We start from the raw sequence: 12836 nt of genomic DNA, 5'->3' as shown, positions 1-12836 counted from the left end.
GCCACGCTGCCGGTTGAACATATGTTGAAGTCAAGCCCGCTCGTGTGGCAGCCTTCTGGCGTGAGCCACGCCATCATCGCCCCGCCCGAAGCTGTTTTCACCGTCGGTGACGTTGCCCGCGATGCCGACGTCGCGCCGTCGGCAGTCCGGTTCTACGAAAAAACCAGTGTTATCACGGCCCGGCGCAACAGCGGCAACCAGCGTCGTTTCGACGCGAGCGCAGCATGCCGGATCAAGGTCGCGAAGCTGGCCCAACGAGTCGGCCTCACCGTCCGCGAAATCGCCGACCTCTTCGCCGACCTGCCGCCCAACCCCGGACCGCAGGAGTGGGGCCGCATAGCCACCGAACTGATCGCCGAGTCCGAACGGCGAACGGCCGAACTGCGCACCTGCCTGACCGAGCTGCAATCCGGCGGCAAACTCTGCGAATCCATCGACCGAATCCCCTGACTCCAACAGGGCGCGTCCGACCGACACCACCGGCTCGTCTACGAGCGGGCCGGCGACGAGCGCTTGCTCGTCATCGAGCGGGGCGATGCGCCGCGCTGGGATGCGATTTACGTGCTCGAATCTCCACCGAGTCCGGCCTCGATGAGGGCACGCGTCGAAATGCGGGTCGCGACCGCGTCAGGATCCCGGACGTACCTGGTCGCCTCGGCTGCTGGAACGACCTTGCGGTGGGCGACCTCAAACTGCGGCTCCCAGGAACCGATCGCGACATTCGCCAGCCAGTAGGAACGAACGAGCACCAGGCCCCGTTCGTGTCCCTCGACGCACTCACTACGCGCGAAGCCCAACAGCCGAGCATCGAGGACCTCGACGCATGCCTCCTCACGCATCTCCCGTGCCAGCGTTTCACCCAGAGTCTCAGAACCCTCCGGCCGGCCTGCCGGAAAACCCCAATGCACCTGATCAGGGCTGATGAGGACGAGATCGCGGCCGTCGTTGCCGACACAGACTCCCGCGGCTCCGTGGTTCCGGCCCTCGGGCGCGGCATCGACCGGGTGCCAGGACGTCAGCCAGCGCTGGCCTCCCGACACCGTCGGCATCGACTCGTGGTCGCGGGCTGCTGTCGGCACGGACACTCGTCTCACCAGATCACCCGTAACGTTGCCCGGACACTGCGAAGGCTCGGACGGACCTGACACAGGCAGACGTTTACCTGTCAACCTCTCTAGCAGTCAAGGAGCGCGACCCTGCCGGTGCTTCCGTCCACCTCGACCGGCGCGCCGTCGGGCAGGGCCGTTGTCGCGTCCGGGATCGCCAGGACGGCCGGGAGGCCCAGCTCGCGGGCCACGATCGCGGCGTGCGAGAGCAGGCCGCCGGTCTCGGTGACGACCGCGGCGACGACGCCGAACAGCGGTGTCCACGCCGGATCCGTGGTACGGCACACGAGCACGTCGCCGGGCCGGACGCGGGCGAAGTCGGCGGGGCCGCGCACCACGCGCACCGGTCCGGTGGCGGAGCCCGGACTCGCGGGCGTACCTGCGCGGGCCGTGCCGTCCCCGGCGGCGGCCGCCGGTGCGGCGGGGAGGGAGCTGGTCACCGGGCGTGCCTGGAGGATCCAGACCCGGGAGTCGGCGATCGCCCACTCGATGTCCTGCGGGCCGCCCAGCAGATCGGCTATCTGCCGACCGAGCCGGGCGAGACGGGTGACCTCGTCGTCGGTGAGGCAGAAGCGATCCCGGTCGGCCGGTTCCACCTCGCGGGCGACGGTGCGGTCGATCCGGGTCGTCTTCGTGCCGAGCGTACGGCGGGTGACGGCGTCGCCGGAAACCACCCAGGAGTCCGGTGTCACGTGGCCGCTGACGACGCTCTCGCCCAACCCCCAGGACGCCTCCAGCCGGACGTCGTCGCCGGTGAACATCACCCCGGCGACGTCGGCGTCCACCAGGCGCTGCACCAGCACGGCGATCGTCGGTGACCCCGGGTCGCCCTGCCGGCGCCAGTATGCCACGGCGCGCTCGGAGCGCAGCGACGCCCAGCATCTGCGTACGGCGTCGGCCACCTGATCGGGGCCGCGTACGCCGAGGAAGGTGTCGTGCTGGCCCGCGGCGGTGGCGTGGGCGGTGTCCTCGCTGGTCGCCGACGAGCGTACGGCGACGTAGCCGCCGCCGATCCGCGGCAGCGCCTGGGCGATCTCGTTGACCAGCTCGGCGGAGGGGCCGTCGACCGCCTGCTCGTACGCGGCGATCGGCACCACGAAGCCGGGTGGGATCGGCAACCCCGCCCCGAGGAGTCGGGCGAGCACGGCGGCCTTGCCTCCCGACATGGCGGGCTCGGCGTCGGCCAGGTCGATCAGCACCAGGCTCTCCCTTCGGTAGGTGTCGCGTTGACGCATCGTGCCCGAGTCTGGATGCTCACTGCCATGACCGACGCCTCATCACCGGAGCTGTCCGTCCTGCACGCCGTGCGGGTGGCCGGGATGGCCAGCGACGCGGCCGTCTCCCGGCGTACCGGCATCGACCAGGACACCGTCTCCGAGCTTCTGCAGGACTTCGAGGCGTACGGGTGGGTGACACACGTCGAGTTCGGGCGCGCCAGCGGGTGGACGCTCACCGAGCGCGGCCGCGACGAGGACACCCGGAAACTGGGCGAGGAACTCGATCGGGCCGGCGCCCGGACCGCCGTCGAGCAGGCACACAAGGAGTTCGAGGCCCTCAACGGACGGCTGGTTCGCGCCTGCACCGACTGGCAGTTGCGGCCCACCGAGGGCGACCGGTTGGCGTCCAACGACCACAGCGACCCGCGCTGGGACGCCCGGGTGCTGGACGAACTGACGATGATCGGCGGCGAGTTGACCCCGCTGATCGGCGGACTCGCCGGCGTGCTGGTCCGGTTCGGCGGCTACGACGAGCGGTTCGACGCCGCGCTGACCCGGGCCCGGGCCGGGGAGGGGCAGTGGGTGGCGGGGATCGACGTCCCGTCGTGCCACGCCGTGTGGATGGAACTGCACGAGGATCTGCTGTCGACGCTCGGGATCCCCCGTGGCGCCGAGCCGGGAACCCGGTAGGTCGCCCGGTGGCTACCCGATACCTCTACCTGGCGCGGCACGGCGCGGCGGACGCGTTCGGCGAACTCACCGACGCGGGATACCGACAGGCCGACCTCCTCGGCCGGCGCCTCGCCGGGTTGCCGATCGACGCGGTGTGGCATTCGATGCTGCCGCGCGCCGCCGCGAGTGCGCACGAGATCGCCAAACACCTGCCGGACGTGCGGGTGGCCGAGGCCGCCGAACTCGTCGACCACGTGCCATATGTGCCGAACGCGGACGAGATGCCCCGGGCGTGGGCCGGCTTCTTCGACGGCTTCGACGATGCCGAGGCCGCAGCGGGCCGGCGGACGGCGGAGGCCCTGGTGGCGCGGTTCACCAGGGCACCCGAGCGCACCGAGCCCGACGCGCACGAGGTGCTCGTCACCCACGCGTACCCGATCGCGTGGCTGGTGCGGGACGCGCTGGCGGCCCCGCCCACCCGGTGGCTCGGCCTGGACAGCGCGAACACGGGGCTCACCGTGATCGAGTATCGCGCGGGCCTGTCGCCCACCCTGGTGATGTTCAACGACCAAGGCCACCTGACCGGTGACCTGCGCTGGACGGGATTCCGGGCGCCCGCGCGACCGTGAGCGGTGGTGACGTGGCCCGTCCCACCGTCTCGCTGTCAGTCGCTGAACTCGGCGCGATCCACGGCGAAGAGCGTGCCGTCACCGCCGGTGAACACCAGGTAGAGGTCGTGGAAGCCGTTCGCGGCACCCGGGCTGGTGTCGATCCAGGTCGTCGCCGTCACCCACTCGGTGCCGGAGCCGGGCGGCACGGTCATCGAGCCGACGAGCGGCCCGTCCGGGCTGCCGATCCGCGCCTCGATGACGCCGCCGCCCTTCGCGGCGACGGTGGCGTGCAGGCGCAGTTCGCCCTTCTGGTCGGCGAAGCCCGCGGCCGACCCGTCCGCGAAGTTGACATCCGCCCAGCGCAGGTAGCTGCCGTCGCGTACCCCGGCGACGATCTTGCCGTGCTCGGGCGTCGTGACGACCCTCAGGCCCGCCGACTGACCGTCGTTCTCCTCGGCGAGATAGGTGGAGAAGACGTCCTTGCGGTCGGGCAGCTCGGGCAGCTCGGACCACTTCGGCACGAACGTCGTGACGCTCTGGCCCCGCAGGGTCGTGCTGAAGGATCGGCCGCGCGTGCCGATGTCGGCCAGCTTCCTCATGTTCTCGTTCGCCGACGTGCGGTACGGCACCACCGAGGAGGTCGGTCCCTTGCCGGCGGCGACGTAGGAGACGCATGCGCCCTGGTTACGGAACGTCGGGTTGACGAAGGCGGCCCAGCCGCCGCTCTTGCAGTCCTGCTTGGTCTCCGGTGGCAGCGGGAAGCCACCCGCGAGATCGACGGCGAGCGGGACGTCGTGCGGGTTGTTGTTGACCACGACGATGGTGAAGTCGTGCGTCGCCTCGTCCTTGTAGGCCGTGACGGAGACCCCGGGTGCCGGCGTCCTGGTGGCGCCGATCATCACGTCGCCGGGGTCGAGGAAGCGGCTGTACTGGCCGAACGTGTAGTACCGCTTGAAGATGCGGTACTGGCCGTTCTCGGTCGGGTTGCCGCTCTGCGGGGTGCCGGTGTTGACCAGCCGGATCAGGTCCGAGCCGTCCGCGCCGTTGTTCGCCACCGGCCACCACCAGAAGTAGGCGTTCAGCCGGGTCTCGTCGAACAGGTTCCCGATGAGCGTCGCGTAGCGCAGGCCATCGCTGATCGTGTTGTTGACGAAGAGCCGATCCCGCGGCGATCCCTGGTTCATGTACTCGGTCTGCCAGATGGTCTTGCCGAGCGCGTGCGACGTGGTGAACGCCGTGGGCGCGGCCCGCGTCGCCTCGTCGATCAGCCCGGAGTATCCGTGCGCCGCGACGACGTCGACGTACTGGTTCGCCACCGGGTCGCTGATCGCCGGCAGCGCGAAGCCCTCGTCGAAGCCGACGCCCTCGCCGAGCACGATCTTCGCCTCCACGCCGCGACGCTCGAACGTCGGGCCCAGGTGGTCGCGCACCAGGAACCGCAGTTCCTCGGCGGTCCACTGGCTGCTCGAGTATCCCGTGCTGACGTCGGGCTCGTTGGTCGGCGAGATGTGCGTGATCGTGATGCCGAACTCGCGCTCGTAGCCGAGCACGTACTCGGCGAGGTAGTCGGCGAACGCCTGGTACATGTCGGGCCGGAGCTTGTTCGGGGGGCCGGAGGCGCCGGAGGAGATCACGCTGTTGTTCTGCTTCATCCAGGCCGGCGGGCTCCACACGCTGGCGAGGATCGTCTCGACGCCACGCGCCTGCGCCTCACGCATCAGCCACACCTGGTACGCGTCGAAGTCGGCCTTGCGCTGCGCCCAGTCGGGCAGATCCCACACGAACACGCCCGGCTCCGGCTCGATCGTCTGCGTCGGGCCGTCGTAGAGCTGGTCGCCCCACACCCCCACGCCGCCGTCGCCCACCATGACCCGGACGATGTCCAGGCCGATGCCGGCCTGAGCGTCGAAGACCATGTCCAGCATCTGCGAGGTCAGCGGCTCCCCGAGCCGTTGGATTCCACCCGCCTTGTGGAACGCGAACGCCCCGCCGAAGCCGTCGACCGTCTGCCGTTCGACGCTCCAGTCGACCACCGTGGTGGCCGGGGGAGCGGGCCGGTGCGCGGTGCCGCCCACGGCGGTCGAGGCCACCAGGCTCCCGGCCACCATCGCCGCGGTGGCCAGCCGGACCGTCCACACCGTTCGCCGCCGCATCGCTGGCTCCCGTCGCTCGAACCACCCGACCGTGCGGGCGTGCGGCCAGCGGGAACGCGGGCAGCCCTGCGCCATCGAGACGCCGTCGCGGGTGGTGGATCATCGACGTCCGCGGATCCAGGCTATGGGGCCGCGCGCTGAGGGGCAAGGCGAGGCCCGTGGTGGTCGGCGGGGCGTGCGGGATGATGCGGTGGTGGCAGCCTCCAACTGGATTCCGATCGCCGGTACCGCGCTCGGCGCGGTGATTGCCCTGGGCGGCACGATCCTGGCCGGCGTGCGCAACGATCGCGGTCAGCGCCGCCGGGACCGGGAGTCCGATCGTTTCCGGACATACGTCGACTTCGCATTGGCTCTCGACGCCGCCCACGCCGGCCTGCGTGAGGTTGCTCGCGACCGGGCCGAGGATCTCGACCGACGCGGGGCGGCGTTGTCCGCAGTGCACGCGTCCGGGCTGTACAGCGTGCGGGAGCGGCTGCTCATGTCGGCGAGTCCGGCGGTGATGGAGGCCGGGGAGCGGGCCTTCAGCCGGCTGATCGACATCCGTGACGCGATCCGGTCCGGCGCCGCGCTGTCGAGTCGCGGGTATCACGACGCGTACCACCCGTTCGCCGAGGCACTGTGGACGTTCCGGGTCGCCGTCCGGGTCGAGATCGGCCAGAGTCGTCTCGATCCCGTGGATCTCGATCGGGAATCCTGGTCGGAGCGAGAGCGGTGTGCGGTCTGCGGGCAGGCCGGCACCGCTGTCTGAGGCGCGGCCCAGCCGGCACCGCCGTCTGGGGCGTGGCCCGGCCCGGTCAGCGGGCGCCGCGGGGGAGTGGGAAGCTGCGCGGGCCGCTGCCCCGCGCACTCGCCCGCGCCGCCTCGGCCAGGACGTCGGCCAGCTCGGCGAAGCCGTCGCGCACCAGCCCGACGGTGACCCGGACGTGGTCCGTCCCGGTCGGACCGACCTCGAACGGCGCGCCGGGGGCCACCGCGATGCCGTGCGCGGCCAGCACCAGCATGGCGAGCTGCTGGTTGCCGACGGAGAGCCACAGGTTGATCCCGTCGTCGGCGGTCGCCGTCACCCCACGGGCGTCGAGTTCGGTCAGGAGTGCCTGCCGCCGCCGGGCGTACTCGTCGCGGGCCCGCCGGATGGCCGACGCCGTGCCCGGATCGGTGAGCAGGTCGAGCAGGAGCAGCTGGAGCAGCCGGCTGGACCAGCCGGGACCGAGCAGGCGCCGGTCGGTGACCGACACGATGACCGGGGCGGCCCCGGCGACCGCGGCCAGCCGCAGGTCCGGGCCGTGGCTCTTGGAGAAGCTGTGCACCCGTACGGTCCGGTCCGGCAGGTGGGTGCCGAGGCTGACCGGCGGCGCGGTGGCGATGTCGCCGGCGTGGTCGTCCTCGACGACGATCACGCCGGGGTGCCGGGCCAGCACCCCGGCCAGCGCCGCCGTCCGGGCCGGGGTCATGCTGACGCCCGTCGGGTTCTGCGCGCGGGGTTGGAGGTAGAGCGCCACCGCCCGGTCGTCGAGCGCGTCGGCCAGCGCGTCGGGCCGGAGACCGTCGCCGTCCAGCGGGATCGGCACCGGTGTCGCGCCGGCCGCTTCCAGCAGGTCCAGCATCGGCGGGAAGGCCGGGTTCTCCACCAGGACCCGGTCGCCGAGCCGGACGACGGTGGCGGTGATCCGGTCGAGGGCGTCCAGGGCGCCGTCGACGACGGTGAGCGCCGCCGGTGGGAAGGGCCACCGGGCACGCAGGGCCGCCTCCAGCTCCGGCAGCACCGGTTCGTCGAGGTAGCTGGTGGTGAGCCGGGCATCGTGGATCCGGCGCAACGCGTCGGTCAGGTCCGGCAGCAGATCGTGGTCGGGCACCCCGGTCGACAGGTCGTTGGGCAGCGTCGTCGGGCGCGTGGTGAGCCGGGCGTACCGCAGGTGCTCGCGGGGCCGGGCCGGGGTCCGGACGAAGGTGCCGGAGCGGCCGCGGGTCTCGATGGCGCCGGCCGCGGCCAGGCTCCGCCATGCCTCGCTGACCGTGGTGGGGCTGATGCCGAGCTGCCGGGCGACCGAGCGCACGGTGGGTAGCCGGGTGCCGGGCGGCAGTTGACCGCCGTGGACCAGACGGCTCACCGCGGCGGCGATGCCCCGGGCGCTGCGGTCGTCCACGGCACCAGTGATGAGCTGCAGCATGTTACATCTCCGAAATAGCCCGTAACAGGCAACCCATTGTCCGGCCCTACCTGTGTCACTAGAGTCCTACGCCATCCACCGTGTCAAGACAACCTCTCGACGACGACCACCACCACCCGACACCGGAGGAGCGCCATGGCCGACAGCATCACCGCCGCCCTGGTCCAGACGACCTGGACCGGCGACAAGGAATCCATGATCAAGGCGCATGAGGAGTACGCCCGCCAGGCGGCCGCCCAGGGCGCCAAGGTCATCTGTTTCCAGGAACTCTTCTACGGGCCGTACTTCTGCCAGGTGCAGGACCGGGAGTACTACTCGTACGCCGAGTCGATCCCCGGCCCCACCACCGAGCGTTTCCAGGCCCTCGCGGCCGAACTGGGCATGGTCATGATCCTGCCGATGTACGAGCAGGAGCAACCGGGCGTGCTGTACAACACCGCCGCCGTGGTCGACGCCGACGGGCGCTACCTCGGCAAGTACCGCAAGACGCACATCCCGCAGGTGCAGGGATTCTGGGAGAAGTTCTACTTCCGCCCCGGCAATCTCGGCTACCCGACCTTCGACACCGCCGTCGGCCGGATCGGTGTCTACATCTGCTACGACCGGCACTTCCCAGAGGGCTGGCGGGCCCTCGGGCTCGGCGGGGCGACGATCGTGTTCAACCCCTCGGCGACCAGCCGCAGCCTCTCGTCCTACCTGTGGCAGCTCGAACAGCCGGCCAGCGCGGTCGCCAACGAGTACTTCATCGGCGCGATCAACCGGGTCGGCGTGGAGGACCTGGGGGACAACGACTTCTACGGCACCTCGTACTTCGTGGACCCGGAGGGCCGGTTCGTCGGCGACGTCGCGGACGGGCACCAGCCCGAACTGGTCGTCCGCGAGCTGGACATGAACCTGCTCGCCGAGGTCCGTGACCGGTGGGCGTTCTACCGGGACCGTCGTCCGGACGCCTACGACTCGCTCGTGAAGCCGTGAGGGGGCAGCCATGCCAACGCTGATCACCGGCGGCACGGTCATCGGCCCGACCGGCCCGCACGCGCTCGACGTACTCGTCGACGGCGAGACGATCGCCGCCCTGCACACCCCCGGCACCGGCCCGGCCGGTGTGCCGACCATCGACGCGACCGGAATGTACGTCATCCCCGGCGGCATCGACGCGCACACCCACATGGAGCTGCCGTTCGGCGGCACGTTCGCGAGCGACACCTTCGACACCGGCACCAGGGCGGCCGCCTTCGGCGGCACCACCACCATCATCGACTTCGCCGTGCAGAAGACCGGCGAGGTGGTCCAGGACGGCCTGGCGGCCTGGCACGCCAAGGCGGCGGGCAACTGTCACGTCGACTACGCCTTCCACATGATCCTCGGCGGGGTGGACGACGACTCGCTCAAGGCCATGGACCAACTCGTCGCCGACGAGGGGATCACCAGCTTCAAGCTCTTCATGGCGTACCCGGGGGTGTTCTACTCCGACGACGGCCAGATCCTGCGGGCGATGCAGAAGGCCCGCGACAACGGCTCCATGATCATGATGCACGCGGAGAACGGCATCGCCATCGACGTCCTCATCCAGCAGGCGATCGCGCGCGGCGAGACCGACCCGATCCACCACGGCATCACCCGCCCGACCGCCCTGGAGGCGGAGGCGACCCACCGCGCCATCGCCCTGGCCGACGTCGCCGGGGACACCCCGCTCTACATCGTGCACCTCTCGGCCAGCCAGGCCCTCGCGCACGTCGCGCAGGCGCGCGACAACGGCCGCAACGTCTTCGCCGAGACCTGCCCGCAGTACCTCTACCTCACCCTGGAGGAGCAACTCGGCGCCCCCGGCTTCGAGGGCGCCAAGTGGGTCTGCTCCACCCCGCTGCGCAGCGGGAGGGAGAGCCACCGCGCCGACCTCTGGCGCGGCCTGCGCAGCAACGACCTCGCGATCGTCTCCACCGACCACTGCCCGTTCTGCTTCAAGGACCAGAAGGAGCTGGGGCTCGGCGACTTCTCGAAGATCCCCAACGGGATCGGCGGCGTCGAACACCGCGTCGACCTGGTCTACCAGGGCGTCGTCGACGGCAAGCTGTCGCTGCAGCGCTGGGTCGAGACGATCGCCACCACGCCGGCCCGGATGTTCGGCCTCTACCCCCGCAAGGGAATCATCGCGCCCGGCTCCGACGCCGACATCGTGCTCTACGACCCGAACGGCCGGACCCGGATCGGCGTCGAGACGCACCACATGAACATGGATCACTCCGCGTGGGAGGGCTACGAGATCGCCGGCCGGGTCCACACGGTCATCTCCCGGGGCACGGTCGTCGTCGCCGACGGCGAGTACTCCGGCCGCAAGGGTCACGGCCGGTACCTGCCCCGTGGCCTCTCCAGCTACCTGGTATGACGGAGGTTGGTGTCCAGATGAGACAGATACCGCACTGGATCGACGGCGCGGCGGTCGCCGGCACCGGCCCCCGCCGCCTCCCCGTATGGGATCCCGCCACCGGCGAAGCACAGGCCGAGATCGCCGCCGCCACCGCCGGGGAGGTCCGCGCCGCCGTACTGGCCGCCCGGGCGGCCTTCCCCGCCTGGCGGGCCGCCTCCCTCTCCCGACGGGCCGAGGTGATGTTCCGCTTCCGGGAACTCGTCGACGCCCACCGCAAGGAGATCGCCGGCCAGCTCAGCGCCGAACACGGCAAGACCACCGCCGACGCGCTCGGTGAGGTGGCCCGAGGGCTGGAGAACGCCGAGTTCGCCGCCGGCGCGCCCTACCTGCTGCGCGGCGGCTACTCCGAGGGCGCCTCCAGCGGCGTCGACGTCTACTCCATCCGCCAACCGCTCGGCGTGGTCGCCGGGATCACCCCGTTCAACTTCCCGGCCATGGTGCCGATGTGGATGTTCTGCAACGCGCTGGTCTGTGGCAACACCTTCGTGCTCAAGCCGAGCGAGAAGGACCCGTCGGTCTCGCTGCTCCTGGCGGACCTGCTGCGCCGGGCCGGGCTGCCGGACGGGGCGTTCAACGTCGTGCAGGGCGACAAGGAGGCGGTCGACACGCTGATCGCCGACCCGGACGTGCAGGCGCTGAGTTTCGTCGGCTCCACCCCGGTCGCGCGGAGCATCTACGAGGCGGGCACGCGGGCCGGCAAGCGGGTGCAGGCCCTCGGCGGCGCCAAGAACCACATGGTCGTCCTCCCGGACGCCGACATCGCGGCCGCCGCCGACGCCGCGGTCTCCGCCGGCTACGGCTCGGCCGGTGAACGCTGCATGGCGGTCTCGGTCGTCGTCGCCGTCGGCGCGGTCGCCGACCCGCTGGTCGACGCTATCGCCGAGCGGGTGCACCGGATCCGGGTCGGCGCGGCGAGCGACCCCGACGCCGAGATGGGGCCGCTGATCAGCCGGGAGCACCGGGACCGGGTCGCCGGCTACCTCACCCTGGCCGACGAGGACGCCCGGATCGTGGTCGACGGGCGGCGGACGACCCCGACCGACGCGGACGGCTTCTTCCTCGGCCCGTCCCTGGTGGACCGGGTGCCGACCGGCTCGGCGCTCTACACCGACGAGATCTTCGGCCCGGTGCTCTCGGTGGTCCGGGTGGACACCTACGACGAGGCTCTCGCGCTGGTCAACGGCAACGAGTACGGCAACGGCACGGCGATCTTCACCCGCGACGGCGGGGTGGCCCGGCGGTTCCAGTACGACGTGCTCTGCGGCATGGTCGGCATCAACGTGCCGATCCCGGTGCCGGTGGCCTACTACAGCTTCGGCGGCTGGAAGGCATCGCTCTTCGGCGACCTGCACATGTACGGCCCCGAGGGGATCGCGTTCTACACGCGGACGAAGGTGGTCACCTCCCGCTGGCCCGACCCGGCGACCAGCGAGGTCGACCTCGGCTTCCCGAAGGTGCGGTGAGCGGCATGGACGTCGGAGTGGTCTTCCAGCTGGACCCGCCCGCGGAGTCGGTGATCCGCCTCGCCGAGGAGGCCGAGCGGGCCGGTTTCAGCCACGTCTGGAGCTTCGATTCGCATCTGCTCTGGCAGGAACCGTTCGTGATCTACAGCCAGATCCTGGCCCGCACCGAGAAGATCATCGTGGGGCCGATGGTCACCAACCCGGGCACCCGGGACTGGACGGTCACCGCCTCGCTCTTCGCCACCCTCAACGAGATGTACGGCAACCGCACGATCTGCGGGATCGGGCGGGGCGACTCGGCGCTGCGCACCCTGGGCGCGGCGCCGACCAACCTCGCCCAGCTCCGCGAGTGCGTGCACGTGGTGCGGGAGCTGGCGAACGGCCGGTCGGTGACCTACCGGGACCGGGAGCTGCGGTTTCCCTGGGTGGACCGGAGCGCCCTGGAGGTCTGGGTCGCCGCGTACGGGCCGAAGGCGCTCGCCCTGACCGGCGAGGTGGCCGACGGGTTCATCCTGCAACTCGCCGACCCGGACATCGCCGCCTGGATGATCAACGCGGTCCGGACCGCGGCCGAGCGCGCCGGCCGCGACCCGGCCGCGATCAAGTTCTGCGTCGCCGCCCCCGCCTACGTCGGCGACGACCTCGCCCACCAGCGGGAACAGACCCGCTGGTTCGGTGGCATGGTCGGCAACCACGTGGCGGACATCGTCTCCCGCTACGGGGCGAGCGGGGCCGTGCCGGCGGTCCTCACCGACTACATCGCCGGGCGGCAGGGCTACGACTACGCCGAACACGGCCGGGCCGGCAACGCCCACACCGGCTTCGTCAGCGACGACATCGTGGACCGGTTCTGCGTCCTGGGCCCGGCGGAGGAGCACGTGCGCCGCCTCACCGAACTGCGCAAGCTCGGCGTCGACCAGTTCGCCGTCTACCTGCAACACGACGGCAAGGAGGACACCCTCGCCGCGTACGGTGAGCACGTCATCCCGACGATCAACGCGCTGCCGGGGTGAGCCCG

General features: G+C 71.2%; 12 protein-coding genes. 8 read left to right on the top strand and 4 right to left on the bottom strand.

Annotation, left to right across the window (positions count from 1 at the left end; all coding sequences use genetic code 11):
- Positions 1-60 precede the first annotated feature (60 nt).
- The gene (locus O7615_RS31055) at positions 61-450 is read left to right on the top strand and encodes a MerR family transcriptional regulator (protein ID WP_278181354.1); all 390 of its coding nucleotides are present in this window, start codon (positions 61-63) and stop codon (positions 448-450) included.
- 107 nt (positions 451-557) lie between these two features.
- Here the strand turns inward: O7615_RS31055 and O7615_RS31050 are convergent, their stop codons facing one another.
- Positions 558-1079 (bottom strand): NUDIX hydrolase, encoded by a 522-nt coding sequence (locus tag O7615_RS31050; RefSeq protein ID WP_278181353.1) that lies wholly within the window; start codon positions 1077-1079, stop codon positions 558-560.
- Between the two features lie 95 nt (positions 1080-1174).
- Entirely contained in the window at positions 1175-2341 is a 1167-nt protein-coding gene (locus O7615_RS31045; RefSeq protein ID WP_278181352.1) for a PEP/pyruvate-binding domain-containing protein, read from the bottom strand.
- Positions 2342-2368: 27 nt separating this feature from the next.
- On the opposite strand from O7615_RS31045, the gene O7615_RS31040 reads away from it, so the two are divergent.
- Together O7615_RS31040 and O7615_RS31035 are read left to right on the top strand one after the other, a co-directional pair.
- The gene (locus tag O7615_RS31040; RefSeq protein WP_278181351.1) at positions 2369-3013 is read left to right on the top strand and encodes a helix-turn-helix domain-containing protein; all 645 of its coding nucleotides are present in this window, start codon (positions 2369-2371) and stop codon (positions 3011-3013) included.
- An 8-nt stretch (positions 3014-3021) separates the two neighbouring features.
- Positions 3022-3624, top strand: coding sequence for a histidine phosphatase family protein (locus O7615_RS31035; RefSeq protein ID WP_278181350.1), 603 nt, complete (start codon positions 3022-3024; stop codon positions 3622-3624).
- Positions 3625-3659: 35 nt separating this feature from the next.
- On the opposite strand, the gene O7615_RS31030 is transcribed toward O7615_RS31035, so the two are convergent.
- Positions 3660-5759, bottom strand: a complete 2100-nt coding sequence (locus O7615_RS31030; protein WP_278181349.1) for a glycoside hydrolase — start codon at positions 5757-5759, stop codon at positions 3660-3662.
- A 193-nt stretch (positions 5760-5952) separates the two neighbouring features.
- On the opposite strand from O7615_RS31030, the gene O7615_RS31025 reads away from it, so the two are divergent.
- The gene (locus O7615_RS31025; RefSeq protein ID WP_278181348.1) at positions 5953-6507 is read left to right on the top strand and encodes a hypothetical protein; all 555 of its coding nucleotides are present in this window, start codon (positions 5953-5955) and stop codon (positions 6505-6507) included.
- Positions 6508-6553: 46 nt separating this feature from the next.
- Here O7615_RS31025 and O7615_RS31020 read toward each other — a convergent pair whose 3' ends face one another.
- Positions 6554-7927, bottom strand: coding sequence for an aminotransferase class I/II-fold pyridoxal phosphate-dependent enzyme (locus O7615_RS31020; protein WP_278181347.1), 1374 nt, complete (start codon positions 7925-7927; stop codon positions 6554-6556).
- Between the two features lie 135 nt (positions 7928-8062).
- On the opposite strand from O7615_RS31020, the gene O7615_RS31015 reads away from it, so the two are divergent.
- From O7615_RS31015 to O7615_RS31000, 4 genes are read left to right on the top strand one after another with little or no spacing between them, the layout of a single operon-like run.
- Positions 8063-8902, top strand: a complete 840-nt coding sequence (locus O7615_RS31015; protein WP_278181346.1) for a nitrilase-related carbon-nitrogen hydrolase — start codon at positions 8063-8065, stop codon at positions 8900-8902.
- 10 nt (positions 8903-8912) lie between these two features.
- Positions 8913-10313 carry a dihydropyrimidinase gene (hydA, locus tag O7615_RS31010; protein ID WP_278181345.1) on the top strand — a complete coding sequence of 467 codons (1401 nt, stop codon included), beginning with the start codon at positions 8913-8915 and terminating at the stop codon, positions 10311-10313.
- Between the two features lie 17 nt (positions 10314-10330).
- Positions 10331-11818, top strand: coding sequence for a CoA-acylating methylmalonate-semialdehyde dehydrogenase (locus O7615_RS31005; RefSeq protein ID WP_278181344.1), 1488 nt, complete (start codon positions 10331-10333; stop codon positions 11816-11818).
- Between the two features lie 5 nt (positions 11819-11823).
- Positions 11824-12831, top strand: coding sequence for a TIGR03842 family LLM class F420-dependent oxidoreductase (locus O7615_RS31000; protein WP_278181343.1), 1008 nt, complete (start codon positions 11824-11826; stop codon positions 12829-12831).
- The last annotated feature ends 5 nt before the right edge of the window (positions 12832-12836 follow it).

Source organism: Micromonospora sp. WMMD1082, from assembly GCF_029626175.1.
Lineage (GTDB): Bacteria > Actinomycetota > Actinomycetes > Mycobacteriales > Micromonosporaceae > Micromonospora.
The sequence above is the reverse complement of the archived record's forward strand: the minus strand, read 5'-3'. Positions and strand labels throughout refer to the sequence as shown.

Excerpts from the sequence above, each read along its gene's own strand:
- O7615_RS31045 (WP_278181352.1), bottom strand. The coding sequence starts at position 2,341 with ATGCGTCAACGCGACACCTACCGAAGGGAGAGCCTGGTGCTGATCGAC.
- O7615_RS31040 (WP_278181351.1), top strand. The coding sequence starts at position 2,369 with ATGACCGACGCCTCATCACCGGAGCTGTCCGTCCTGCACGCCGTGCGG.
- O7615_RS31030 (WP_278181349.1), bottom strand. The coding sequence starts at position 5,759 with ATGCGGCGGCGAACGGTGTGGACGGTCCGGCTGGCCACCGCGGCGATG.
- O7615_RS31020 (WP_278181347.1), bottom strand. The coding sequence starts at position 7,927 with ATGCTGCAGCTCATCACTGGTGCCGTGGACGACCGCAGCGCCCGGGGC.
- O7615_RS31015 (WP_278181346.1), top strand. The coding sequence starts at position 8,063 with ATGGCCGACAGCATCACCGCCGCCCTGGTCCAGACGACCTGGACCGGC.
- hydA (WP_278181345.1), top strand. The coding sequence starts at position 8,913 with ATGCCAACGCTGATCACCGGCGGCACGGTCATCGGCCCGACCGGCCCG.
- O7615_RS31005 (WP_278181344.1), top strand. The coding sequence starts at position 10,331 with ATGAGACAGATACCGCACTGGATCGACGGCGCGGCGGTCGCCGGCACC.
- O7615_RS31000 (WP_278181343.1), top strand. The coding sequence starts at position 11,824 with ATGGACGTCGGAGTGGTCTTCCAGCTGGACCCGCCCGCGGAGTCGGTG.